We start from the raw sequence: 24,398 nt of genomic DNA on the forward strand, positions 1-24,398 counted from the left end.
AAACTATTTAGATAAAGTTGGTAAATTCCATTTTTTATAGTAGGCAAAAACTCTTAAAAGTACTCCAAAAATAAAGACAATTATAAGTGAAAACAGATTTCTAAGTTCAAACATCTCTAATAGATAGACAAGAGAGCCAATTATTAAAGCAACAGTTGCATAAAACTCTGAAACTAGAATAAATGGCATACGATTTATAAGTACATCTCTTATAGTTCCACCACCAACAGCTGTTATAAATGCCAACATTATCACACTTAAAAAGTTTAAACCACTCTCTATTGCAATTATTGAACCAGTTATTGCAAAAGATGATAATCCAATAGCATCTGAAACTATAAAAGTCCATTTTCCTTCAAGATTTGTGATTTTATGAAGTTTAAATAATATTGCTATTAAAACTGTAGCAATTACAAGACTTAATGGAAGATTTGAAGTAAAAACATATGGAGTTCTATCTGCTAAAACATCTCTTATCATTCCACCGCCAAAAGCAGTTAAAAAAGCAGAGATAAAAACTCCTAAAATATCCAACTTACAGTGAACTCCTATTAGAAATCCACTTAAGGCAAAGGAAATAATCCCTATAATATCGGCAATCTCAAATGCACTCATCTAAGAAGCTCTTGCATAGCAAGTGCAGTTTGTCTTATCTCCCATTGGGCATGAGTATCAAGCCTTAATTTAAAATAATTATCAAGTTGTTTTGGCATAAATGCTGCCCAAATTTGTGTATATCCCATTTGTGGGATTACTCTTCTTGCTTCTTGTGGTTTAACACCAGCTTCAAGAAGTTCAAAATATAAATCTTCACTCTGTTTTATAAGCTCTTGTACTTTTTCATTTTCTTGTAATTTTTCGCTTACATAAAACTCAAAAGGAACTCTTTTTGCACTTACATATCTTCTACTTAACTCTTGCCAACTTACTCTATGTCGCACCATTTGGCTTCTTGTTGGAAAATCAACTTTAAATAAAAATACTTTGAAATAATCTTTTATTATCTTGCACTCATTTTCACTATTAAAAATTGTTCGTATATCAAAACTAAACTCATCTTTTAAGTTTTCATAATCATAAACCAAAGCTCTATAATTTGTAAGCAAATATCTATCATCAATTTGCTCTCCAAACTTTTTAGAGTTTGAATACTCTAGCTTTAAAATCTCTTGATGTTTTGGGTTTTCATAATCTAGAATTACAGGAACAAACTCAAAAGATGAACTAGGAAGTCCCATACTTTCAGCCATTAAACGGTTGTATAAACTTTCACTTCCAAGTGCTTTTGGATTTTGGTAGCAAATTGATGCTACTTGAGTAATAGCTCTTATTCTATTCTCTTCATTTAAATTTGCACGAGAAAAATCCCAATTCTCCACAAAAGCTATATTATCTCCAAAAATATTTTGTTTTGCATTTATTAGTTCTATCATTTATATACCTTTTATGAAAAAATTTTGTTAAATAGTCGTGATTATACAGAATTTATAGTTAAAGCAAAAATAAGTTTAAAAACTATCTATTTTGCCATTTAAAAATATCTATTAAAATTATAAGATTTTTATTTATATCTATATAATATGGAATTGTGTAACCTTTAAAAATTAAATCCCTCACATTTTCATCTTCAAAATAGAAAGATTTTCTTGCTTTAAAAGGCATATTTGGAATATTTCTTATTCTTTTATCCAATTTATTTTTAAAGTTTTTTGCATTTTCTGGAGAATTCTTTGCTATATATTTAATAATTGAAAAAAGATTATCATTAAATGTAATATTTTTTTCTATATTAAACATTAAATTGTTTTAAGCCAATTATCAATTTTGTCCATTCCTTCTTCATAAGGAATAGTTTCTAATTTACCACTTTTATATTTTTTTACAGCTTCTGAAACTCTTTGTTTTGCTTCATTTGTAGATATTGAAGGATAACCATCATCTAATAAATCATTTAAAAACTCTTCAAATTGTAGTTGAATATCGATTTTACTATTTATCAATTTTGGATATAAATTGTCAGGAATGTTTAATTTAATTGAATGCAAAATTAACTCCTAAATATTTTTTAATATTATATAGTTTATTTATTAAATGCAACCAAAATAAAAACAAGAGTAAATCTTGCTTTTTATTATAATTTTGGAATTCTGATTTTTTGACCAGGGTAGATTAAATTCATATCTTTGATAACTTCTTTGTTTGCTTCAAAGATTTTTGTGTAGTGATTTGGATTTCCATAAAACTCTTTTGAAATTTTAGATAGATTATCTCCAGCTTTAATCTCATAATATTGGTCATCTTCTTGTGTTCCTTCAAAAACAACCTCTTTAACACCTTTGATATTTCCAGCAATTAAAGCAGCTTTTGCTTTATCTTCAGGACTTGCATCACCACTTAAAATAATTTTATCACCTTCAACTTTTACCTCAAGATTTTCAATTGGCATAGTAGAACTGCTCTCCAAAATCTCATTTTTTACATTTTGCTCATCATTTCCTAAACCTAAAAGTTTTTTTCCTGCATCAATTGCAAATGATAGTAAACCCATATCTTCTCCTTAAAATAATTTAGTAAATTATAGCAAAATGCATATAAATAAAACTACTTTTGAATTATATATCTAATAGTTGGTCCATCACTATCTACTAAAAGTAGTTTATATCCATGATTTTTTGCATCTACTGGAATATTATTTATACTTTGTGGACAATCGCTAATAACTTCAAGTATCTCACCATCTTTTAGCTCTTTCATAGCTTCAAGAGTATTTATTGCAGGATATGGACAAGGTTCTCCTTGCATATCTATTCTATAATCTGGAACTATATTTTTGTTCTCTTCAAAATTTGCCATATTTTTTCCTTATCTATTTCTTGATTTTCTTAAATATTTTTTCTCTAAAACTAAAATTAGTATAAAAAATGCTAGTAATAGTCCATAATTTACAACCAATCCACCATAAGATCCAAAGCTCTCAAGTAGATTTATTTTTGGCCAAGATGTTGCAAGTGGCTCTGCTATATCATCCCAAACAACAGCTAAAAGTGTAGCTCCAATAATATTTCCAACTCCAACTATCCAAAAATGCACCTGTCCTTCAACAGCTCTATACATCCAACCACACTCACAACCACCAGCAAGAACTATTCCAAAACCAAATAAAATTCCACCAATAACAACATTTGGTCCAGTCCAGAATATCTTAGGAGTTGCTCCCATGCCCAAATATGTAAATACACCTAAAGTTGCAACAGCCATACCAATAATAATTGCAATTGCTAACTCACTTCTTCCAGTTGTAAAAATATCTCTAAATGCAGATGTAAAACAAACTTGTGCTTTTGCAATAATTAATCCAAAAGCAGCTCCAAAGAATACTGCCATTCCTAGTTTTGGACTATTTGCAACAAAGATTAAATATAGTGCATAAACGATAATAAAAAGTGCAATTACTGTTCCAAATGTGAAAAGATTTTTAACTTTTTTTTCGCTATGCTCTAAAGGTTTTGCACAAGATACTTTTTGCATTTTTATTTTTGACTGGAAAAATGGACTCATAGCAACTTTTACTCCAAAATATACTCCAACCATCATAAATGCTGTAAATACCCAAGCATGAAAAGAAAACTGTGGAATACCTGTAAAGAAACTTGCTAGATTACAACCCATTCCAAGTCTTGCCCCAAATCCAGCAATAATTCCACCAATAAGTGCTTGATAAACTCTAGTTTTGTTTACTGGAAGTCTAAACTTTACATTATTTCCCCAAAAAGCAGCAGCAATTGCCCCTGCAAACATACCAATAATCATAACACCATCAATTCTAGTAAAGAGATTTCCATCTATCTTCATAAGTTTGTAATATCCCCAAGATGATACATCAACTCCAAAAAGTTGTAAAAAATGTCCACCCCATCTTGTAAATTCACCTGTAACTGCCCAATATGTTCCCGTAATTCCAAAATAGTAGGCACTTAAAATTCCCAAAGCAATAACAGCTGGAATTGGTGACCAAAATCTTGAAAGAGTTTTTTTAAAGTTTGCTAAAAACTCCATAAATAACCTTTGAAAAATAAAAATAGTTGATTTGACTTTTGAATAGTAATTGTAGTTCAATTGTCTGTTTACACCGTAAACCTAATTAAGAAGCGGAAATATTAACAAATTAAGATTAAGAAAATATAAAATAGTAAAGAAAATTTTACTATTTTATATAAAATTGTAGTTTTATAAAGCAGCAGTTAGAACTAAACTCGTTTTATTTAGCTCTTCATTTCTGCTAAAATATCTATAGTCAAACTCTTGAAGATTATTTCCTAATATAACACTTTTTAAAATATCAAGATATTTATTTGCAATTCCAGAATAATTTATCATAGTTTTAGATAAATCCAAACCAGAAATTTGCATATTTTCCTCTTTTTTTATATATCTTTGCTCTTGGAAAGATTTATAAGCCACATTCCTATTTAGATTTAGCATGTAAGCTTTGATTGAAGCTTCCAAAGAGTCAAAAATTCTAATAAAATGTGAAGCACCTAATGCTCTTTTTTTTGGAACTATTCCTATCTCTTTTTCATAAGTCCAGTGACCAAAAATATTATTTGCCTCTTTTATAAATCTACTTTTTCCCCAAGCACTCTCAACAGCAGCTTGAGCAAGAGCCAATGATGGCGGAATAACATCTATTTTCTTTAAATACTCTTCAAGTGAATAAATATTATTTATTTGATATTTTTGTTTAATTTCTACTAATCGTTCTAAAAGTTGGCTATCTTTTTGAAGTTCTAAAAATCTATTATTTAAAACATCTATTACGAACTCTCTCTCTTTTAATATAGCTATATTTTCTTGTTCGATAAGTTCATATAAATGCTCTAAAAAGTAAGATTTTGCTAAATCATTATCTTTTATTGAGTAAAACTCTGCTGGTAAACCTTTTGCACAGGCAAAGTGCATACCTCCTGATATAAATAGACTAAGAAGAAGTTTTTTTGAATTTTTTAATAAAATTGTTAAAAACTGCATATTAGCCTTTTGTGGTCTCTTTTTGTGATTTCATACTATTCCTTTTATTATCATTTCTACCTCATTTTGGAGGTGTTTTAAATCATACGAATTATCTATTATATATGTTGATAACTCTTTTTTCTTCTCTATGTCCATTTGATTGCTTATTTTTAAAAGTGCTTCTTCTTCACTTATATTATCTCTTTTTTGTAACCTTTGTAATTGCAAATCTTTTGGTGTATATACAACAATAGATTTATCAATTGGATAGTGCATTTTTTCAAAAAATAGTGGAATATCTATGAAATAAGGTTTATTTTGCTCTTCGCAAATTTGTGCCTCTTTAATAATTTCCTCTTTTATAAGTGGATGAAGTAGAGCTTCTAATTTAAGCTTATTATCTTCATTGGAAAAAATTATTTTTCCCAACTCTTTTCTTAAAACCTTGCCATTTTCCACATATTGCTTACCAAACAACCGCTCTATTTCTAAAGCATTTTCATCTAGCAACTTATGTGCAATATTATCGGCATCTATTATAAGAAAACCATGTAGTTTTAGTAGATTACAAACAGTACTTTTTCCAGTAGAAATTCCACCAGTTAGTACGATTGCATTTTTAAATAAATTGTTATTCATCGAATTATTGTAGCATAAAAATAGCAAATTAAAATTAAAGTGGATAAAATTTATCCTAAATATACGATTTGTAGGGCTTTTAAAAAGCTATTAAAATATTTATAAATGATTTGCTATAATGTATAAAAATTATTAAAATAAAATATTTAAAGGTAAAAAATGGCAACAGTTAGTTACAAAGATGCAGGAGTTGATATAGATGCAGGAAATCAATTTGTTGAAAATATCAAACCTTATGTAAAATCTACAGTTATTCCAGGTGTTTTAGGTGGAATTGGATCTTTTGCAGGTGCTTTTGAACTTCCAGCTGGATATAAAAAACCAGTTATTTTAGCAGGAACAGATGGTGTTGGAACAAAATTAAAACTAGCAATTGATGCAAAAAAGTTTGATACAGTTGGAATTGACTTAGTTGCTATGTGTACAAATGATTTACTTTGTAACTTTGGAGAGCCACTATTTTTCCTAGATTATTATGCAACAGCAAAACTAGAAGTTGATGAAGCTACACAAGTGGTTAAAGGAATAGCTGAGGGTTGTATTAGAAGTGAGTGTGCATTAATTGGTGGTGAAACAGCTGAAATGCCAGGAATGTATAAAGAGGGAGATTTTGATTTAGCTGGTTTTTGTGTAGGAATTGCTGAAAAAGATGAACTTGATCGTGTTTCAAAAGTAAGCTCTGGAGATGTTTTAATAGCACTTCCTAGTTCAGGAGTTCACTCAAATGGATTTAGTTTGGTGCGAAAACTGCTTTTAGAAAAATTAGGAATGAGTTTAGAGGATGATTTCCAAGGAAAAAAATTAAAAGATGTTTTGCTTGAACCTACAAGAATTTATGTAAAAGAGTTCAAAGCAAACAAAGATAAAATCAATGCTCTAGCACATATTACTGGAGGTGGAATTACTGAAAATCTTCCTAGAGTACTACCAGAAAATTTAACAGCAGTTGTAAATAGAAGTAAAATAAAAGTTCTTCCAATATTTGAATTTATGAGTAAACATGTAGAACTTGAAGAGATGTATAGAACATTTAATATGGGAGTAGGAATGATTTTAGTAGTAAATCCTGCAAATGTAGATGATATTTTAGCAAACACTGATGGTTATGTAATTGGTGAATTAAAAGAGGGTAAAAAAGAAGTAGAGTTTATATAAACTCTACAAGACTCTCTAAATTTTAAAAAAAGAATTAAATTATTATAATATTTTTATCTTCCTTTGATATAATTATTTAAAATATCTAAATATATGAGAAAGGGAAATGAAAAAATTATTTTTAATACTACTATTTATCTCTTCTCTATTTTCAAAAGAACTAAAAAAAACTTCTATTCAACTTATGTGGCTTGACCAATTCCAATTTGCTGGATTTTATATAGCAAAAGAGAAAGGTTTTTATGAAGAACTTGGACTTGATGTTGAATTAAAAAAATTTTCAGATAAAACAAATGTATTAAATGAAGTTATTGAAGGAAGAGCAGATTTTGGTATAAGCTCTAGCTCTTTGATAATTGATAAATCAAATAATAAAGATATTTCAATTTTAGGTGCAGTTTTCCAAACTTCTCCTTTAATGCTTCTTGCACTAAAAGATTCAAATATAAACTCAATTCAAGATTTTAAAGATAGAAAACTTATGATTACAGGTGAACAGCTAGAATTTGCAACTTTTAAAGCAATGCTTGTAAGCCAAAATGTAAATATAAACTCTATAAAAATAATTCCTCACTCTTTTAATGTAGATGATTTAATAAATAAAAATACAGATTTAATGCTATCTTATACTACAAATGAACCTTTTATTCTTAAAGAAAAAGGTTATGAAAGTAAGATTTTTTATCCAAAAGATTATGGATTTGATTTTTATGAAGAGATTATTTTTTCAAATAGTTCATTAATAAAAGATGATCCAAAACTTGTAAAGGATTTTTACAATGCAACTATTCGTGGTTGGAAATGGGCATTTGATAATATTCCAGAAAGTGTAGATATTATTTACAATAAATATAATTCTCAAAATAAAAGCATAGATGCCCTACTTTTTGAAGCTATGGAGATGAAAAAACTGGTATTTGATGAACATGGAAGAATAGGAACTTTATCAAAAGAGAAGATAAACTTAATTATTAATACATATAAAGTTATGGGACTTATAAAGAATGATATAGATTTAAATGAGTTTATTTTTAATCATAGTGATAATTTTGATATTTATCTATCGAAAGATGAAATAAACTATTTAAAACAAAAAGAGAGTATTAAATACTGTTCTCACCATGATTTAATGCCTTTTGAATCTATTAAAGATGGAAAACATATTGGAGTTTTAGAAGAGTATATTCAATATATGTCAAAAAATCTAAATGTTGATTTTAAATTTATTCCAACATCATCTTGGCATGAAAGCCTAAATAAAACAATAAATAAAGAGTGCGATATTCTAACAACAATTGCAAGTAAAAAAAATAGAGAAGAACTTTTAAATTTTACAAGCCCATTTATAGATTTTCCTTTTGTTATTGCAACAGATATTACAAAACCATTTATTGAAAATATAAATAACCTAAAAAATGAGAAAATTGCTGTAGTAAAAGATTTTGCAACAAGTAAAATAATAAAGGAAAAATATAAAAATTTGACTGTTATTGAATATCCAAGTCTTCACCATGCACTAGAAGCTGTTAAAAATCATGAAGTTTTCGCAGCTATTGATTCTCTTGCAGTTATTGGATATGAAATACAAAACCATTTTTTAGGAGAGATAAAAGTATCTGGTAAAATTGATGAACAACTAAAATTATATATGGCAACAAATATTGACAATCAGATTTTAACTTCAATTTTAGATAAATCTCTAAACTCTATAAGTGAGCAACAAAGACAACTATTTTTCAATAAATGGCTATCTATAAATTATCAAAATAGTATAAATTATGATTTTATTTTGAAACTTTCTATTTTATTGGTAGTTTTATTTATAATTTTTGCTATTATTTATAGAACAATCTTACTAAAAAAAATAAATAAAAATTTGGAAGAAAGAGTTGCTTATGAAATAATGCAAAATGAAGAAAAAAATAAAATTCTAATGCAACAATCAAAAATGGCAGCAATGGGTGAAATGCTTGAGAATATAGCACATCAATGGCGACAACCACTATCAACTATAAGTGTTTGTGCTTCTGGTATAGAGCTGAAAAAATCTATGAATGTTCTTGAAGATAAAGATTTTTATGATTCAATAAATCATATAAAAACATCTATTTCTTACCTTACAAATACAATAGAAGATTTCAGAAGCTTTTTAGACCAAAATAAATTTATATCAAATATTCACTCTATTGATATAGTAAAAAGGGTTTTAGATATACTTAATCCATCTTTTATTTCTCATAATATAAAAGTTGTACAAAATATAGAGGATTTTGAATTTGCTTCTCTTGAAAATGAGATAATCCAAGTTTTAATGAATATTTTTGCAAATGCAAAAGATGCACTAAAAGAGAATAAAAATCTGGAAAATAGATATATTTTTATTGATATTAAAAAAGAATCAGACAATATTTTAATTGAGATATATGATAATGCCTTAGGAATTAATAGCAAAATTATTGATAGAATTTTTGAACCATATTTTACTACAAAACACAAATCACAAGGTACTGGAATAGGTCTTTATATGTCTAAACTACTTGTAGATACTCATCTAAAAGGTGAAATTTCAGTTTCAAATAAAGAGTTTGAATATAACAACAATAAATATATTGGAGCATCTTTTAAAATAAAAATCTCAAACCTAACTAAATAGATATTTTACTACTAATTAGTACTTAACACAAAAATAGCTAAAATCCAAAAAAATATTTAAAGGAATAAATATGAACTATATTGAACATAAATTATCTTATTTAAGTGCAGATATTGGAAAACTAATTTTGAGATTAACTATTGGTGGTCTTATGCTATTTCATGGTTGGGCAAAAATAGTAAATGGCATAGGTGGAATAAAAGCTTTAACTGTAAAAGCTGGTTTTCCTGAGTTTTTAGCTTATGGAGTATATTTAGGAGAAGTTTTATTTCCTCTTATGATTGTTTTAGGTCTTTATACAAGAGTTTCTGCTTTATTTGTATCTCTTACTATGATAGGGGCTATATATTTAGCTCATAGCAATGAACTTTTTGCTTTAGGAAAAACTGGTGGTCTTGTTATTGAATTAGCTTTAATTTATCTTTTAGGTGCAATATCTATTATGTTTATTGGTTCTGGAAAATATAGCTTAAAAAAATAGATTTAAAAAGAAGGGGTTTTAAACCTCATCTTTTTTAAACATTATAATAATTTGCTTCTTTGTTGTGAATAATTATTGCACAAGTTGTCTGTTCTGGATGCATTTGGAAAGTTTCACTAAGCACAATTCCAAACTCTTCAGGATTAAGTAAATCAAAAATATCTCTATTTTGTGACAACTCTGGACAAGCAGCATATCCAGGAGAGTATCTACAACCAACATACTGTTTCATCTGAACATCACTTAATTTATGTCCCTCTTTTGGAACAATATTCCAATCAAGTCTTATTTGTTTGTGTAAAACTTCAGCTAATGCTTCAGCTAATTCAACTCCAAGTCCGTGAACTTGATAATATTTTGAAAACTCGCCTTTATCATAGAAATCTCTTTCAAAATCAGTGATTTTATGTCCTGTACTTGCAAGTGTAAATGCAACAACATCAAGTCTATCACTAGCAAAAAAATCGGCAATACATCTAAAAGGTTTTCTTCTTTGTCTAGGAAACTCCATCACTTTTATAGCTTCGCTTAAAGGTGGAACTTGTTTTGCCTCTTCAAGATTGTTAAAGCCATATTTCTTATCAAAGATATATAGTTTATTATCGTGTGAAATACAAGGAAAATAGCTATAAATTGCAATTGGATCGTGAATTTTTTTATCTATTAATTCATCTTTTAAACTATAATAAAGTGGCTCAACTACCTCTTTTTCATACTTCATAAATGCTTCTGGAGTCTGTTTTCCTCTTTTATAACCCCATCTTTGTCTAAATAAAACTCTATGATTTAACCAAGAAAATATTAGCTCTTTATCAAGTTGCTCACCTGTTTTTGTAACTCTATCCCAATATGGTGGAACTATAAACTCTCGTTCTGGCATAGAAATCTCTTCATAAGGAGGAATAATTATCTCTTCCTCATCCTCTTTTTTGGCAACTTCAATTTTTTCTATTAAATCAGCTGCTAGTTTTGTGTTATAGCTATCTCCTGCTTCTATTCTTTGCATTGCAATTACACCATCAAAAGCATCTCTACAATAAAATATTGGTCCGTCATAAATTGTTCTACAATACTCATCAACAAAGTTTTTAGTTAAAGCTGCACCTCCAAGCATCACAGGGATTTTTAGTCCTAGTTTTTGCATCTCTTCAAGGTTCTCTTTCATAACAGCTGTACTTTTTACAAGCAATCCACTCATTCCAATAGCATCTGCATTATGCTCTTTTGCAGCTTCTAAAAATTGTGATAAATCAACTTTTATTCCAAGATTTACTATTTTAAATCCATTATTACTTAAAATAATATCAACTAAGTTTTTACCAACATCGTGAACATCGCCTTTTACTGTACCAATTACCATTGTTGTTTCACTTGATTTTTCTTGTTTTGGTAAAAATGGGTTTAAGCTATCAACAGTTGCTTTCATAGTTTCAGCACTTTGAAGAACAAAAGGAAGTTGCATTTGACCACTTCCAAAAAGCTCTCCAATTACTTTCATCCCATCAATTAGCCACTCATTTACAATAGTTTCTGGTGGAATGGTATCTTTTAACTCCATTACAAGTGGAAGCATTCGCTCTTTATCACCATCAAGTAAAAGTTTTTTTACCTTATCTATTGGTTCAAGTTTAGCATACTCTTCATCACTTTGTTCATCTTGATCTTCTAAATTTGAGAAGTGCTCAATAAATTTAAAAAGTGGGTCACCATCTTCTTGATTATTGAAAATCAGATCATCACAAACTTTTCTATCTTCATCGCTTATTTTATTTAGTGGAATTATATGTTTTACATTTACAATTGCACTTGTAAGTCCTGCTTGTACACAGTGGTCAAGATAGATTGAGTTCAGATAAACTCTAGCATTTGCATCAAGCCCAAAAGAGATATTTGATAACCCTAAAGTAGTCCCAGCCTCAGGATGTCTTATTTGAAACTCTCGTATAGCTTCCATAGTATCAATTCCAGCATTCCTATACTCATCATCACCACTTCCAATAGTAAATGTAAGCATATCAAAAACCAAATCAGCAGGATCAAAGCCGTGTCTATTTACACATAAATCAAAAATTCTTTCAGCAACTTCTAATTTCATCTCTTTAGTTTTTGCCATTCCAACTTCATCAATAACCAAACAAACTAAAGCTGCCCCAAATTTCTTAGCCAACTTACAAACTGCATCAAATTTTTCTTCACCGTCTTCAAGGTTTACAGAGTTTATTATACATCTTCCACCAATTTGTTTTAGTGCAGCTTCTAGTGCTTTTATTTGAGTAGAGTCAGGCATTAGTGGAAGTGATATTTTTTGTGAATAAAGTGATACAACTTTATCCATATCTCCTGTTTCATCTCGCCCAGCAAATCCCACACTTACATCAATTACATGAGCTCCAGCCCTAACTTGCTGTTGTCCAACACTTAGTGTTCCTTCATAATCATTTGCCTTAAGTAGCTCTCTAAAAGCTTTACTTCCTGTTGCATTACTTCTCTCCCCTATTAAAAGTGGTGCAGGTTCTTGCTTTAATGGAACAATATTAAACAAACTAGCCAACGATGCTTTTAAAAATCCATTTGGTTCTTTTGGGACAATATTTTTTACACCCTCTTTTAGCTGTCTAATATGCTCAGGTGTTGTACCACAACAACCACCTAAAAATGCAACTCCATTAATCTCTAAAAATCCTGTTTGAAGTTTTGTAAACTCTTCTGGCCCCATTGGATAAAAGCTTTTTCCACCTCTATTTTGTGGAAGCCCCGCATTTGCATGAACAGAAATTGGAAATCTTGAAACTTCACTAAGACTTTTTACATGTTTTGCTACTTGAAGTGGTCCAGTTCCACAGTTAAACCCTAAAGATAAAATATTAAATGGTTTTAAAATAGCTGCAATTGTTTGTGCATCAGTTCCTATTAGCATAGTTCCATTTAACTCAATTGTAACAGATACCATAATTGGAATTTGAGGTGCCGCATCATTTAGTGCGTGAAGTGTCGCTTTTATTTGAAGTGGATCTTGACAAGTTTCAAGTAAAAAAACATCTGTTCCACCATCTGCTAATCCACTTGCCATTGTTTTATATCCCTCATACATAGCATCATAAGTAATATGCCCAAGTGATGGAAGCTTTGTTCCAGGTCCAACAGATGCTAGAACAAATTTTGGGTCATCAACTGTATGGTATTTTTCTATTGATTTTTTTGCTTGAATGGCTGCAAGTTTTGATAACTCATAACTTAAATGCCCAATACCGTATTCATCAAGTACCCAAGGCATACTTCCAAAAGTGTTTGTGCTTATAAAGTTTGCACCAGCAGCTGCATAGTTTTCATAAATCTCTTCCAAAATATGTGGAGCTGTAAGATTTAAAAGCTCATTACACCCTTCTAAATCTTTGCCTTCATACTGCCAAAATTTACTTTCAATATCTCTTTCTTGAAGCTGTGTTCCCATAGCTCCATCTATTATTAGGACTTTTTGCTTAATTAAATTTTCAATTTTTTCTTTCATTTTATCTTCTTATTTATATTTATTTCTTCTTTTTTGAATAAGTATCTATTATATTTAAATTTCAATTATAACAATCTGTTTTTACTCTATCTACTGCAACAATATACCAATTATTTTCAATCTTTGCCAAAGTAAAGATAATATTATTAGTAATTATTAACTCATATAAGTCACTATTTAGATTTTGATTATTTTTTATACTTTCAATAACAACTGTATCTTCAATTTTATTGAAAAAAACTCCATCTTTACTCCAACCATAATCACTATCGCTTTGGCTATTGCAATTAAAAGATATAGACTCTTCAAGAGGTTCAAAACTTGCTACATAATCATCTAATTCTTCAAGTTTTAAAATATGTTTTGAAACTATATTTTGATTTTCATCATCTTTATAAAATTCATAAATTCCATATTTAATATTTACAAATTTTGAATTTAAAATATCAAGGTTTCCACTAGCTATTAAATTAATTATCTCTTTAATACTAGGGATTAATTCATCTTTTACAATATCTGTTTTTTGTACTTCTATCTCTTTTACAACTTCTTTATTTATAGGACTTTGATTTCTTGCACAAGCAGAAAAAAGTAGAATAAAAACCAACATAAAAATACTCTTTTTCATATTATTTTCCTAAAATTTAATTATTTATAATACATATTTTTCTCTTAAATTCACTCATTACAATCAATAGTTTAATTATCTTTTGGCTAGAATATTTGCAAAAATTTATTATAGGAAATAATTAAAATGACAGAAGCAAAATATATTTGGATGGATGGAGAGTTTACTCCTTGGAATGAAGCAAAAGTGCATGTATTATCACACACTTTACACTATGGAAATGGTGCTATTGAGGGGACAAAAGCGTATAAAACTGTTGATGGAAGATGTGCAATTTTTAAATTAAATGAACACACTCAAAGACTTTTAAACTCATCAAAAATGACTTTGATGAATGTTCCTTTTTCACTTGAAGAGTTAAATAAAGCTCAAGTTGAATTGTTACAAAAAAATGATTTAACAAATGGTGCATATATAAGACCATTAGTATATTTAGGATACGGAGTTATGGGACTTTACCATAAGGATGCACCTGTAAAAGTATCTATTTCTGCTTGGGAATGGGGAGCTTATTTAGGAGAAGAAGGACTTAAAAAAGGTGTAAGAGTAAAAATATCTTCATTTACAAGAAGCCCAAATACTTCAGGTATGGGAAAAGCAAAATCTGTTGCAAATTATATGAACTCTCAAATGGCAAAATATGAAGCTGTTGAAGCTGGATATGATGAAGCACTTTTAAGAGATGATCAAGGATTTATCGCAGAAGCATCTGGAGCTTGTTTCTTCATAGTTAGAGATGGAAAATTAATATCTCCACCAAATGATAACTCATTAGAATCAATTACTCAAGCAACAGCTATTGAACTAGCAAAAGATTTAGGAATTGAAGTTGAAAGAAGAAGAATTACAAGAGATGAAGTTTATATAGCTGATGAAGCATTTTTTACAGGAACTGCTGCTGAAATTACTCCAATTAGAGAAGTTGATGCAAGAGTAATTGGTTGTGGTTCAAGAGGACCAATAACTGAAAAAATCCAATCTGCATATTTCGATGTAGTAAGTGGTAAAAATCCAAAATATACGAAGTATTTAACATATATTAACTAATTTTTATTAGTATAGAGAAAAATTTTAAGGAGAACTATGCCTATAGATAATGACTATTTTAAAAATAGACAACAAGGAAACAAACCAAACGGTGGAAATGGTGGAGGTGGAAATTTTCAACCACCATTTGAAACTCCAGAGTTTATGAAAAATTTTGGGAAAAAAGCTGGAATGCTTTATGTTGTGATTATTATAATTGGGGCTCTGTTTTTATTTAAGCCTTTTATTATTATTGAATCAGGGCAAGTTGGTATCAAAGCAACAACAGGAAAATATGACAAAGAGCCTTTAAATCCAGGTTTTCATTTTTATATTCCAGTTATTCAAAAAGTTATAGTTGTAGATACAAAAGTTAGACTTTTAACATATATGAGTAGCCAAAGTGTAGGTTCTTTTGACCAAAGTATCAAAAATAACCCAGCAATAAATGTACTAGATAGTAGAGGATTACCTATTTCTATTGAATTAACTGTTCAATATAATATTATTGCTGATGGTGTTCCTGAAACAATCGCAGCTTGGGGACCATCTTGGGAAGATAAAATTGTAAATCAAGTTGTTGGAGAAGTTGCAAGAAGTGTTCTTGGTGGATACAATGCAGAAGTTCTTCCAATGAAAAGAAATGAAGTTGCTGAAAGTCTTGATAGACAGATAAAAGAGAAAGTAGCTGAAAGATCAAAACAAGCAGTTATTATTGAATCTGTTCAGTTAAAAGAGATTGTTCTTCCTGAAAAAATCAAAGAACAAATCGAAAAAGTTCAAATAGCAAACCAAGAGGCTGAAAGAGTTAGATACGAAGTTCAAAGAGCGAAACAAGAGGCTGAAAAAAGAGCAGCACTTGCAAGTGGAGAGGCTGAAGCAAAAAGAATAGAAGCTCAAGGTAAAGCTGATGCTGTTACAATTGAAGCACAAGCTCAAGCAAAAGCAAATAAAGAGATTGCAGAATCTTTAACTCCACATCTTCTTCAAATGCAACAAATTGAAGTTCAAGGAAAATTCAATGAAGCTCTAAGAGAAAATAAAGATGCAAAAATTTTCCTAACACCTGGTGGTGCAACTCCAAATATTTGGGTTGATACAAAAGATAAAAATAGAGATACGGTAATTAACCAAAAATAGTATCTTAAAATAAAAAGGACTTAATATGAAAATAGTTTTAATATTTTTTATATTATTAAGTCCTTTTTTTGCAAAAGAGATAAAACAAAACAGTAAAGCAAAAGAATCTACCGCTTTTAAAATCAAAAAAGATAGTCCTTTAACTATTAATATTTTGGAAATAAAACTAAATTATAATGAACACAAATACAATTTAAATAGTAGATATGCTCCTATATAAAATATAAAGATAAAAACTATGACTTTAAATCAGATTATAAATTAGGAGTTGATTATGCTATTGATGAAGAGACTGGAAAACTTGAAAAACTAAAATTTGATGTAGAGACAAAATTTAAAGGGATAAATTAATGCAAGATTTAAATAAAATTGATTGGCAAAAAACAGATGGCTTAATTCCAGCAATTGCTCAAGATAGCTTAACAAATGAAGTTTTAATGCTAGGTTATATGAACAAAGAGGCATTAGAATTGACTCTTAAAACAGGATTTGTTCACTATTTTAGTAGAAGTAAACAGAGAATTTGGAAAAAAGGTGAAAGCTCAAACCATACACAAAAAATAAATGATATTTTACTTGATTGTGATAATGATACAATTTTACTGAAAGTTACTCAAGAGGGAGTTGCTTGTCATACTGGAAGAAAAACTTGTTTTTTCACAAATTTGTCTAATAATGAAATTGTTGAAGATATTAAAATTGATACTAGTTTATCTTATGGAGTTATTGATACTCTTTATCATACAATTCTTGAGAGAAAAAATGAAGATACAAGTAAATCTTATACATCAAAACTTTTAAATGGTGAACAAAACTCTATGCTTAAGAAAATTGTTGAAGAAGCAGGAGAGTTCTGTTTTGCTATAAAAGATGATAATAAAGATGAAGCAATATACGAAGCAGCCGATGTTACATACCATATTTTAGTTGCACTTGCAAGTAAAAATATCAACCCAGATAGAATAAAACAAGAACTTGCAAGAAGATTTGGTATATCAGGAATTGAAGAGAAAAATTCACGAAAAATTTAGAAAATCATTAAATTTTCTTATACAACTAAGTTGCATTTAATACTTACTCGTTATAATTCCAACATTAAAAAACAATTAAAGGAGTTATTATGACAAATAGTTGTCAATGTTGCTCTAAAAAAATTCCTATTTCAAAAGTTTTTTGTTCAGCAGAATGCAAAGAGAACTTTTTTCAAAAAATTGCAATCTCTGTACCAAAACCTTTTGTAAAAAAATTATATTTTTTCTGTAATGAAGAGCAAAAAGAGACTGAGATTAAATCATTTGCCAAAAGACACAATTGGCATGAAGAACTTGTTACTGAAAAAATTGAAGAGTTATTTCAAGAGTATTACAAGTGTGGATAAATAGATTTTAAAATCTATTTATATATTAAAAAAGGGAAGAAAAATATTTTTCTTCCCTTTTTTGCTTTAGTGACATCCACATCCACTTCCACAAGATCCACCACTATTTTTTTTGGCTTCATGTTCTGCTTTTATCTTTTGACCTTCTGTTGAACAAGCACTTACCCCTGCTGGCATAATTGGTTGAATATCTGCATTTGAAACATCATCTTGACTATCTAACATAGAAATAAGTTTATCAGCAGCCATCATATATCTTTTTGCAGTTATTGATTCAGGCTCAAAATAAACTATTGGTTTTCCGCTATCTCCACCTTTTCTTATATTTGGTTCAATTGGAAGGTGAGCTAAAACTTGAGTATTGTACTCATTTGCTAAATCATCACAAGTTCCAGTTCCAAAAATGTCGCTTTCAGCATTACAAGATGGACAAATAAATCCACTCATATTTTCAACAATTCCAGCTATTGGAATATGAAGTTTTGAAAACATATCTAAGCTTCTTCTACTATCATCAAGTGCAACATGTTGTGGAGTTGTTACATTTATTCCAGCACTTACAGGCACACTTTGAGCAAGAGTTAATTGAGCATCACCAGTTCCAGGAGGCATATCAATAAATAAAATATCCAACTCTTCCCATAAAATATCTCTTAGAAGTTGTTGAATTGCTTTCATAATCATAGCACCTCTCCAAATAACAGCTTCACCCTCTTTCATTAAAACACCCATAGACATAATATCTACTCCATAAGCATTTAACGGTTTTGCTTTATTTCCAATAACTTCAACTTCGGCCCCATTTACTCCCATCATTCTTGGAATATTTGGACCATAAATATCTGCATCTAAAACTCCAACTCTTTTCCCTTGCATAGCAGCGGCAATTGCTAAATTTACAGTTGTAGTTGATTTTCCAACTCCACCTTTTCCAGAGCTTACCATTACAATTTTTTTAATTTGTGGAACAATATTTTGACCACTTACACTATTACTTTTTTGAACTTCCTCTTTTGGTTTATTAAAAAGTAGAGTTAAATTCAAATTTGATAAAACTTTTGGAATCTCTCTTCTTAACTCATCTTCAACCTCTTTTGCTGTTGAAGTAATATCTAATACAATGGTACAGGCAAGACCATCTAGTTTAATATCTTTTACAAATCCAAAATCAATAATTGACTTTGAAAAACCAGGATATTTTACATTTTCGAGTGCTTTTTTAATCTCTTCTATGTTCATAAAAATTCCTTTTTCTTTTAATTTCTCAAAATTATATTTTAAATAGGATAATTTTTGTCTTAAATAAAATATAGTTAATTTTTCAATAATAATATAAAAATAGTTAAACTATTATATAGTTATTTATTATAATAATATATTTTAGGTATAATAGCCATATTTTATATTTAGGAATAAACTTGGATACAAATAGCCAAAGTAGTGATTTTATATTTTTCTCAAAACAGGAGATTGAAGAGAAAAATCATATTTATGAAATTTCTAGCTTAATTGAGAAATATGGTATTTTAGAAGGCTCAAATGAACTTATTGGTCCAAAGGATAAGAATCATCTATCCATAATAAATTTTGCACTAAATTTACAAAAAGAGGCAAAAGAGTTGCCTGAAGATTTAAAAAATTTATTTCTTAAAAATATTACTTTAAAATATGATATAAATCTTTATCTTGAGAAAAAATTATCAAATCTAATTACAGATGATAGTAACTATATCTTGAAAGATATAAATGTTCTAACATTTATAATATCAATTGGTTCAAATGAGAATATTTTAAATTCATATTATGAATACGATTTAGAAGCAATCTCTAGGCTTTTTAGATTTTATGAAAGCACATTACAAGATCTGTTTAAAAACAATGAAAAACTATTTAATCTTACTTTTGATACCTATATAATTTTATTAAAAACTCTTTTCCAATTATCTATTATTAGTTCTATTAATATTTTAAGAAATAAATCAATACACGATATTATGGAGGTTTTAACAGAAAGTGTGAATATTATTAAATATAATATTCTATTAAATAATACTCAACTAAGTAGAATAAATAATCTTTTAGGAAGATATTTATATATCTTTACCCACTTAGAAAAAATAGAGATTGATAAAGATGATTTAAATAATACTTTTATAGAATTTTTATCTTATCTTAATAGACAAGATGATGGTTTTACACTAGCATTTAATAATAATTTCGGCTTTGAAAAAGAGTTTGATGAAAACTTTGAATTTCTATTATTCAAAAGTTATTCAGCTATTTATATTTTAAAATTGCTAAAAAAGTTGGAAAATATAGATAGCATACTATATATCAATAATCCATTTTTTAGAAAAATTATCTCCATTTTTTACAAAAGATTCTCTATTAGTGAAGATATATTAATTCCAAAATCAATAAAAGTAATAAAAAATGATTTATTAAATTCGCTTGTATTTAATTATAACTCAAATTTACCATTTGATAAAAAACAAAATTACAAGTATGTTTTAGAAGACTTTATCTTAAATGATAAAAATATTGATATTAGAAATATAGAAACTATTTATAGAATTTTATATTTTTCAAATGAAATTGAAGAGTTCAATTACTCACATATAGCTCTATTTCTAACAGATACACTAAGCATAAAAAATGGTTACCAAGAGTTTTTTAAATTGGCAATTTTAGACTTATATATATCAAAAGTAAAAGATAAAAATATATTAACTGAAGATGATTTTATACTTTTGGAGAAAATAGCAAATTACTCTATACAAAATAATGCAGATTTTCATCTTCACCCTATTTTGACAAAAATTTATCTAAATATTGCATCAATATTTGCAAAAAACCATATAAAAGATGAGAAAATTGAAGAGTTATATTCAATTTGCTTGTTTATAAATAAATACTCTTTAATAGAAGAAAATTACTGTTCTCAAAATTTAAATATTATAAAATATCTTCATGTACTACCAGATGAAATAGAAACCAAGTTTATTCAAAAGTTTTTTCATAAACATCTAATAAAACTCGATACCTTAACAGATAATTTTCTTGCAAAAAATTTATCAAAAGAGCAAAATATTAACTTTATTAAAGATATTATAAATAGACAAGTATTTTTTTATATAGTAAATATTGAGTTTATAAATGATATAAATCCATTTACAAATAAATATGAATTAGAGAATTTTATTTTGAAAATAGATTCAAAAAATAGTGCTGTATTTTTATTTATAAAATTAAATGAAATTAGATTTAATAGAATATTTAAGTTTGCAAAGATTTTTATTCAAGATAAGTTAGATAAACTTTTTGTTGAAACAAAAAAAAGTAGTGCAAACTACTATTTAGACGATGATGATTTAATATTTTAGGGAAACATTTGAAATTACAACTAATAAAAGAACTTAATAACCTTCCTGATCTTCCTACTAATATAATTGAGTTGAACGAATTTAGAAAAGAAGATAGTATAGATACAAAAAAACTAATACAAATTCTTCAAAAAGACCCATTGATTGTTGCTAATATTTTAAAAATTGCAAACTCAAGTATGTTTGGTTTTAGAACAAAAATAGATACATTAAGTAGAGCAATAAATCTTTTAGGGACAAAATTTGTGGTTTCTGTTGCTATTGGTTCTAGCATTGCTCACAGCTTAAAAGCCAATTTGTTGGTTTATGCTGCAACTATTGATGATTTTTTATTTATTAGCTCTTTAGCTAGTAATATTGTAAATGTTTGGGTAGAGAAAATTGATAGTAATTTAAAAAATGAACTTTTACTCCCTGCATTTTTACAAGAAGTTGGTAAATTTGTAATTTCTTCTTTAATCCAAGATGCACAAAAAACTGAAGAGTTTTTAAAAGAACTTGAAGAGACAAAAGATATTACCTCAACTGAAGAAAATTTTATTGGTTACTCTTGCTCAAGAATAACTGCTAATATATTTAAAAAATGGGATTTAAGCCATAATATAATTTTTCCTATAGCATTTGCAACAGATATAAATAACTGTCCTGCTTCATTTAAAACAAAAGCTCAAATACTTCAAATTATAAAAATTTTATGTGATATTAGAGACCCATTAAGTGATGAAAATATAGAAAAAGCTTTAAATAAAGTTGTTCTATATAATTTTGATGTAGATAAATTCCTAAATGCTATTGAATCTATAAAATCTTCAATATTTCAAGGCTCTTAAGTTCTATTAAGTAACATTTAGATAAAATTTGTAACTTTTTTACCCAAAGGAATAGAATTGCTAGATGTTACTTTAGTAGTGTTATGTGCTGGAAATTCAAGTAGATTTGATAAATCTTGCAAAAAACAGTGGTTAAGAATAGAAGATGAACCTTTGTGGTTAAATGTTACTTCTAGGCTAAACTCCTTTTCAAATTTTTTTCAAACTATAGTTGTTTCTCATAAAGATGAACTAAATTATATGCAAAATTTCAATGATGATTATATCTATGTAGAAGGTGGAGAAAGCAGACAAGAATCAATAAAAAATGCTCTCAAACTTGTACAAACAAAATATGTAATGATAAGTGATGTAGCAAGAGCTTGTATTCCACAAAGAGTTATTAATGAACTTTTAGTAAACAAAGAAAAAGCATCGTGTATAGTTCCTATTTTAAATGTTAGTGATACAGTTATTTTTCAAGAAAATACAATAAATAGAGATGAAGTTAAACTAATTCAAACACCTCAATTATCTCTAACAGAGCATTTAATAAACTCCTTAAAAACAGACATAGAGTTTACAGATGAAAGTAGTGCTTTAAAAAATAGTGGATATAAGATTGAGTATATAAATGGTGATATTTCTAGCAAAAAATTAACTTTTGTAGAGGATATAAAACAGATTCCTTGCCTAAAAGAGCCATCAAAAAATTTCTTTGTTGGAACTGGTTTTGATATTCATGCTTTTGAAGATAATAAAGAGATGTTTCTAGGAGGAATTAAACTTCCTTATGATTATGGATTTAAAGCTCATAGTGATGGAGATGTTTTAATTCACTCTTTAATAGATGCTATTTTAGGAGCTATTGGAGCTGGAGATATTGGAGAGTTTTTTCCTGATACAGATGATAAATTCAAAGGGATAGATTCAAAAATACTTTTAGAGCATATTGTAAACTTTACATATAGTGTTGGTTATGAAATAGTAAATATTGATTTAACAATAATTGCTCAAAAACCAAAAATAAACCCTTTTAAACAAGATATAAAAAATAGTATCTCAAAACTATTAAATCTTCCAAAACAGTTTATAAATATAAAAGCAACAACAGCTGAAAAACTAGGATTTATTGGAAGAGCAGAAGGGGTTGCAGTACAAAGTATCGCAAATTTAAAATATTATAATTGGATGGAAAAATGAATATATTAATTATTGAAAATGAGATTTATTTAGCACAAAAAATTGTATCAAGGCTTCTTGATGACGGGCATAGTTGTGATTATGTAGAAAGCATAAATATTGATAATTTAACAAAAGATTATGATACAGTTTTAATATCAACATCTTTACCAGCTCCCATTTACAAAGCTGTTATTAAAAAATATGCTTCAAGTTCTATTATATTACTTTTAGTATCTTATATCTCAGATGAAACTGTAACTGAACCTATTAAACTTGGTGCAAAAGATTATATTATGAAGCCATTTTTAATGGATGAGCTAGTGAGAAAAATTTATCACTATAAAGATTGTAGAAGTATGAGAAGAGAACTTGCTGTGTTAAAAGAATATTTTAATTTTACAATGAATGATATTGATACAAGTTCAATAACTCTTCCTTTATCATTTCCTATATTAATAGAGACAAATTGTCAAAGTTATTCGGACAAATTGGTTTTTGAGCTATCAAATAAACTAGATTTACCAATTAGTTTTATCTCTTTATCTTCAAGCTCTTGGCAAAAAAATCTTGCAGTTTTAGATGAAAAAACAATCATCTATCTTACAGATTTTCATGTTTTAAAAAGAAATATAAAAGACCAACTAATCAAACAAATTGCAGATAAAAACTGTGTAATCTCAACTCTTGAAGCTGAAGATGATTTTCCTTATAGAAAAATCACTTTTAATAATGATAAAAAGATGTTAGATAATACTCAAATTATGTCAATAAATGATTATGTAAAACTTATGGTAACCACTTATCAAAATAAATATCCAGATACAGAACTATCAAAAAAATTAGGAATTTCAAGAAAATCTCTTTGGGAAAAGAGAAAAAAACTTGAAATTGAAAAGAAGAAATAATGAGCTTTAGAAAATTTTTCATAACAGTTGGATTTAGTGGTCTAAGCCCAAAAGCTCCAGGAACTGCTGGAAGCTTTGTAGCTCTTATATTGGGTATTTTTTTATTGGAATTTGTTCACTCTTCAACTCTATTTTTATTATCTCTTTTAGTAACCGTTATAGCAATTAAACAAATTGATATTTATGAAAATGAAGTAGGTATCCACGATAGTAGTGAAATTGTAATAGATGAACTAGCAGGAATGTGGATAGCCTTAAGTATTTGTGGAATAAATAGTGAAAATATACTTATTACAGCTCCTTTAGCTTTTATATTTTTCAGACTTTTTGATATATATAAACCGTCAGTTATTGGAAGAATTGATAGAGATGTAAAAGGTGGTTTAGGTGTAATGGGAGATGATGTTATTGCTGGAATTTTTGCTGGTATTTGTACAGCTTTATCTTGGCAATTAATTGAGAAATTTATAATTTAAAGAAGAGCTAAAAACTGCTCTT

25 protein-coding genes are annotated in these 24,398 nt (G+C 28.0%); 13 read left to right on the forward strand and 12 right to left on the reverse strand.

The features are described 5' to 3' along the window. Positions 1-3: 3 nt before the first annotated feature. From IQC44_RS00605 to coaE, 9 genes are all read right to left on the reverse strand, one after another. Positions 4-615, reverse strand: a complete 612-nt coding sequence (locus IQC44_RS00605; RefSeq protein ID WP_198304256.1) for a trimeric intracellular cation channel family protein — start codon at positions 613-615, stop codon at positions 4-6. Further along, positions 612-1,433: an FAD-dependent thymidylate synthase gene (locus tag IQC44_RS00610; RefSeq protein ID WP_198304257.1), complete on the reverse strand. Its 822-nt coding sequence runs from the start codon at positions 1,431-1,433 to the stop codon at positions 612-614. The genes IQC44_RS00605 and IQC44_RS00610 overlap by 4 nt, the downstream gene beginning before the upstream one ends. 82 nt (positions 1,434-1,515) lie before the next feature. Beyond that, positions 1,516-1,797: a type II toxin-antitoxin system RelE/ParE family toxin gene (locus IQC44_RS00615; protein ID WP_198304258.1), complete on the reverse strand. Its 282-nt coding sequence runs from the start codon at positions 1,795-1,797 to the stop codon at positions 1,516-1,518. Further along, complete coding sequence (locus IQC44_RS00620) at positions 1,797-2,045, reverse strand: hypothetical protein (protein WP_198304259.1); 249 nt, start codon at positions 2,043-2,045, stop codon at positions 1,797-1,799. The genes IQC44_RS00615 and IQC44_RS00620 overlap by 1 nt, the downstream gene beginning before the upstream one ends. A gap of 86 nt (positions 2,046-2,131) precedes the next feature. Continuing rightward, the gene (gene lysM, locus IQC44_RS00625) at positions 2,132-2,548 is read right to left on the reverse strand and encodes a peptidoglycan-binding protein LysM (protein WP_198304260.1); all 417 of its coding nucleotides are present in this window, start codon (positions 2,546-2,548) and stop codon (positions 2,132-2,134) included. 53 nt (positions 2,549-2,601) lie between these two features. After that, positions 2,602-2,853, reverse strand: a complete 252-nt coding sequence (gene yedF / locus IQC44_RS00630; protein WP_198304261.1) for a sulfurtransferase-like selenium metabolism protein YedF — start codon at positions 2,851-2,853, stop codon at positions 2,602-2,604. A 9-nt stretch (positions 2,854-2,862) separates the two neighbouring features. Continuing rightward, positions 2,863-4,056, reverse strand: coding sequence for a selenium metabolism membrane protein YedE/FdhT (yedE, locus tag IQC44_RS00635; protein ID WP_198304262.1), 1,194 nt, complete (start codon positions 4,054-4,056; stop codon positions 2,863-2,865). 171 nt (positions 4,057-4,227) lie between these two features. Next, positions 4,228-5,028: a glucosaminidase domain-containing protein gene (locus IQC44_RS00640; RefSeq protein ID WP_198304263.1), complete on the reverse strand. Its 801-nt coding sequence runs from the start codon at positions 5,026-5,028 to the stop codon at positions 4,228-4,230. A 30-nt stretch (positions 5,029-5,058) separates the two neighbouring features. Further along, positions 5,059-5,649: a dephospho-CoA kinase gene (coaE, locus tag IQC44_RS00645; RefSeq protein WP_198304264.1), complete on the reverse strand. Its 591-nt coding sequence runs from the start codon at positions 5,647-5,649 to the stop codon at positions 5,059-5,061. A gap of 159 nt (positions 5,650-5,808) precedes the next feature. Between coaE and purM the strand changes: the two genes are divergently transcribed. From purM to IQC44_RS00660, 3 genes are all read left to right on the forward strand, one after another. Continuing rightward, positions 5,809-6,804, forward strand: a complete 996-nt coding sequence (purM, locus tag IQC44_RS00650; RefSeq protein WP_198304265.1) for a phosphoribosylformylglycinamidine cyclo-ligase — start codon at positions 5,809-5,811, stop codon at positions 6,802-6,804. A 106-nt stretch (positions 6,805-6,910) separates the two neighbouring features. After that, positions 6,911-9,457 (forward strand): ABC transporter substrate-binding protein, encoded by a 2,547-nt coding sequence (locus tag IQC44_RS00655; RefSeq protein WP_198304266.1) that lies wholly within the window; start codon positions 6,911-6,913, stop codon positions 9,455-9,457. Between the two features lie 70 nt (positions 9,458-9,527). Then, entirely contained in the window at positions 9,528-9,938 is a 411-nt protein-coding gene (locus IQC44_RS00660; RefSeq protein ID WP_198304267.1) for a DoxX family protein, read from the forward strand. 34 nt (positions 9,939-9,972) lie between these two features. Here the strand turns inward: IQC44_RS00660 and metH are convergent, their stop codons facing one another. Together metH and IQC44_RS00670 are read right to left on the reverse strand one after the other, a co-directional pair. Beyond that, a complete protein-coding gene (metH, locus tag IQC44_RS00665) occupies positions 9,973-13,446 on the reverse strand; it encodes a methionine synthase (protein ID WP_198304268.1) in 3,474 nt (1,157 codons plus the stop codon). A 61-nt stretch (positions 13,447-13,507) separates the two neighbouring features. After that, positions 13,508-14,074 carry a hypothetical protein gene (locus tag IQC44_RS00670; RefSeq protein ID WP_198304269.1) on the reverse strand — a complete coding sequence of 189 codons (567 nt, stop codon included), beginning with the start codon at positions 14,072-14,074 and terminating at the stop codon, positions 13,508-13,510. 126 nt (positions 14,075-14,200) lie between these two features. Between IQC44_RS00670 and IQC44_RS00675 the strand changes: the two genes are divergently transcribed. The 5 genes from IQC44_RS00675 to IQC44_RS00695 all read left to right on the forward strand — a co-directional run bounded on the left by IQC44_RS00675 (position 14,201) and on the right by IQC44_RS00695 (position 17,618). After that, positions 14,201-15,121 carry a branched-chain amino acid transaminase gene (locus IQC44_RS00675; protein WP_198304270.1) on the forward strand — a complete coding sequence of 307 codons (921 nt, stop codon included), beginning with the start codon at positions 14,201-14,203 and terminating at the stop codon, positions 15,119-15,121. 36 nt (positions 15,122-15,157) lie between these two features. Next, positions 15,158-16,240: a prohibitin family protein gene (locus IQC44_RS00680; RefSeq protein WP_198304271.1), complete on the forward strand. Its 1,083-nt coding sequence runs from the start codon at positions 15,158-15,160 to the stop codon at positions 16,238-16,240. 25 nt (positions 16,241-16,265) lie between these two features. Beyond that, entirely contained in the window at positions 16,266-16,460 is a 195-nt protein-coding gene (locus tag IQC44_RS00685) for a hypothetical protein (RefSeq protein WP_198304272.1), read from the forward strand. A 130-nt stretch (positions 16,461-16,590) separates the two neighbouring features. After that, entirely contained in the window at positions 16,591-17,271 is a 681-nt protein-coding gene (gene hisIE, locus IQC44_RS00690; RefSeq protein ID WP_198304273.1) for a bifunctional phosphoribosyl-AMP cyclohydrolase/phosphoribosyl-ATP diphosphatase HisIE, read from the forward strand. 89 nt (positions 17,272-17,360) lie between these two features. Beyond that, positions 17,361-17,618, forward strand: a complete 258-nt coding sequence (locus IQC44_RS00695; protein ID WP_026804899.1) for a hypothetical protein — start codon at positions 17,361-17,363, stop codon at positions 17,616-17,618. Positions 17,619-17,684: 66 nt separating this feature from the next. On the opposite strand, the gene IQC44_RS00700 is transcribed toward IQC44_RS00695, so the two are convergent. Further along, positions 17,685-18,857, reverse strand: coding sequence for an Mrp/NBP35 family ATP-binding protein (locus IQC44_RS00700; protein WP_198304274.1), 1,173 nt, complete (start codon positions 18,855-18,857; stop codon positions 17,685-17,687). Positions 18,858-19,036: 179 nt separating this feature from the next. Here IQC44_RS00700 and IQC44_RS00705 point away from each other — a divergent pair, with 179 nt between their 5' ends. The 5 genes from IQC44_RS00705 to IQC44_RS00725 are packed head-to-tail and all read left to right on the forward strand — an operon-like array spanning position 19,037 to position 24,376. After that, a complete protein-coding gene (locus IQC44_RS00705) occupies positions 19,037-21,001 on the forward strand; it encodes a hypothetical protein (RefSeq protein ID WP_198304275.1) in 1,965 nt (654 codons plus the stop codon). 8 nt (positions 21,002-21,009) lie between these two features. After that, a complete protein-coding gene (locus IQC44_RS00710; protein WP_198304276.1) occupies positions 21,010-21,831 on the forward strand; it encodes an HDOD domain-containing protein in 822 nt (273 codons plus the stop codon). Positions 21,832-21,888: 57 nt separating this feature from the next. Next, a complete protein-coding gene (locus IQC44_RS00715; protein ID WP_198304277.1) occupies positions 21,889-23,013 on the forward strand; it encodes a bifunctional 2-C-methyl-D-erythritol 4-phosphate cytidylyltransferase/2-C-methyl-D-erythritol 2,4-cyclodiphosphate synthase in 1,125 nt (374 codons plus the stop codon). Next, positions 23,010-23,900, forward strand: a complete 891-nt coding sequence (locus IQC44_RS00720; RefSeq protein WP_198304278.1) for a response regulator — start codon at positions 23,010-23,012, stop codon at positions 23,898-23,900. Before IQC44_RS00715 ends, IQC44_RS00720 begins: the two co-directional genes overlap by 4 nt. Then, complete coding sequence (locus IQC44_RS00725; protein WP_198304279.1) at positions 23,900-24,376, forward strand: phosphatidylglycerophosphatase A family protein; 477 nt, start codon at positions 23,900-23,902, stop codon at positions 24,374-24,376. Before IQC44_RS00720 ends, IQC44_RS00725 begins: the two co-directional genes overlap by 1 nt. Positions 24,377-24,398 lie beyond the last annotated feature (22 nt).

Origin of the sequence: Arcobacter vandammei (assembly GCF_016106035.1) — a bacterium.
In the GTDB taxonomy this organism is placed as follows: Bacteria; Campylobacterota; Campylobacteria; order Campylobacterales; family Arcobacteraceae; genus Aliarcobacter; species Aliarcobacter vandammei.

Bases quoted from the DNA above. Each gene is read 5' to 3' on its own strand.
- IQC44_RS00655 (WP_198304266.1), top strand. From the start codon at position 6,911: ATGAAAAAATTATTTTTAATACTACTATTTATCTCTTCTCTATTTTCA.
- hisIE (WP_198304273.1), top strand. From the start codon at position 16,591: ATGCAAGATTTAAATAAAATTGATTGGCAAAAAACAGATGGCTTAATT.
- IQC44_RS00640 (WP_198304263.1), bottom strand. From the start codon at position 5,028: ATGCAGTTTTTAACAATTTTATTAAAAAATTCAAAAAAACTTCTTCTT.
- coaE (WP_198304264.1), bottom strand. From the start codon at position 5,649: ATGAATAACAATTTATTTAAAAATGCAATCGTACTAACTGGTGGAATT.
- metH (WP_198304268.1), bottom strand. From the start codon at position 13,446: ATGAAAGAAAAAATTGAAAATTTAATTAAGCAAAAAGTCCTAATAATA.
- IQC44_RS00685 (WP_198304272.1), top strand. From the start codon at position 16,266: ATGAAAATAGTTTTAATATTTTTTATATTATTAAGTCCTTTTTTTGCA.
- yedE (WP_198304262.1), bottom strand. From the start codon at position 4,056: ATGGAGTTTTTAGCAAACTTTAAAAAAACTCTTTCAAGATTTTGGTCA.
- lysM (WP_198304260.1), bottom strand. From the start codon at position 2,548: ATGGGTTTACTATCATTTGCAATTGATGCAGGAAAAAAACTTTTAGGT.
- IQC44_RS00720 (WP_198304278.1), top strand. From the start codon at position 23,010: ATGAATATATTAATTATTGAAAATGAGATTTATTTAGCACAAAAAATT.
- IQC44_RS00725 (WP_198304279.1), top strand. From the start codon at position 23,900: ATGAGCTTTAGAAAATTTTTCATAACAGTTGGATTTAGTGGTCTAAGC.
- IQC44_RS00660 (WP_198304267.1), top strand. From the start codon at position 9,528: ATGAACTATATTGAACATAAATTATCTTATTTAAGTGCAGATATTGGA.
- IQC44_RS00675 (WP_198304270.1), top strand. From the start codon at position 14,201: ATGACAGAAGCAAAATATATTTGGATGGATGGAGAGTTTACTCCTTGG.
- IQC44_RS00700 (WP_198304274.1), bottom strand. From the start codon at position 18,857: ATGAACATAGAAGAGATTAAAAAAGCACTCGAAAATGTAAAATATCCT.
- IQC44_RS00610 (WP_198304257.1), bottom strand. From the start codon at position 1,433: ATGATAGAACTAATAAATGCAAAACAAAATATTTTTGGAGATAATATA.
- IQC44_RS00670 (WP_198304269.1), bottom strand. From the start codon at position 14,074: ATGAAAAAGAGTATTTTTATGTTGGTTTTTATTCTACTTTTTTCTGCT.
- yedF (WP_198304261.1), bottom strand. From the start codon at position 2,853: ATGGCAAATTTTGAAGAGAACAAAAATATAGTTCCAGATTATAGAATA.
- IQC44_RS00680 (WP_198304271.1), top strand. From the start codon at position 15,158: ATGCCTATAGATAATGACTATTTTAAAAATAGACAACAAGGAAACAAA.
- IQC44_RS00605 (WP_198304256.1), bottom strand. From the start codon at position 615: ATGAGTGCATTTGAGATTGCCGATATTATAGGGATTATTTCCTTTGCC.
- IQC44_RS00695 (WP_026804899.1), top strand. From the start codon at position 17,361: ATGACAAATAGTTGTCAATGTTGCTCTAAAAAAATTCCTATTTCAAAA.
- purM (WP_198304265.1), top strand. From the start codon at position 5,809: ATGGCAACAGTTAGTTACAAAGATGCAGGAGTTGATATAGATGCAGGA.
- IQC44_RS00615 (WP_198304258.1), bottom strand. From the start codon at position 1,797: ATGTTTAATATAGAAAAAAATATTACATTTAATGATAATCTTTTTTCA.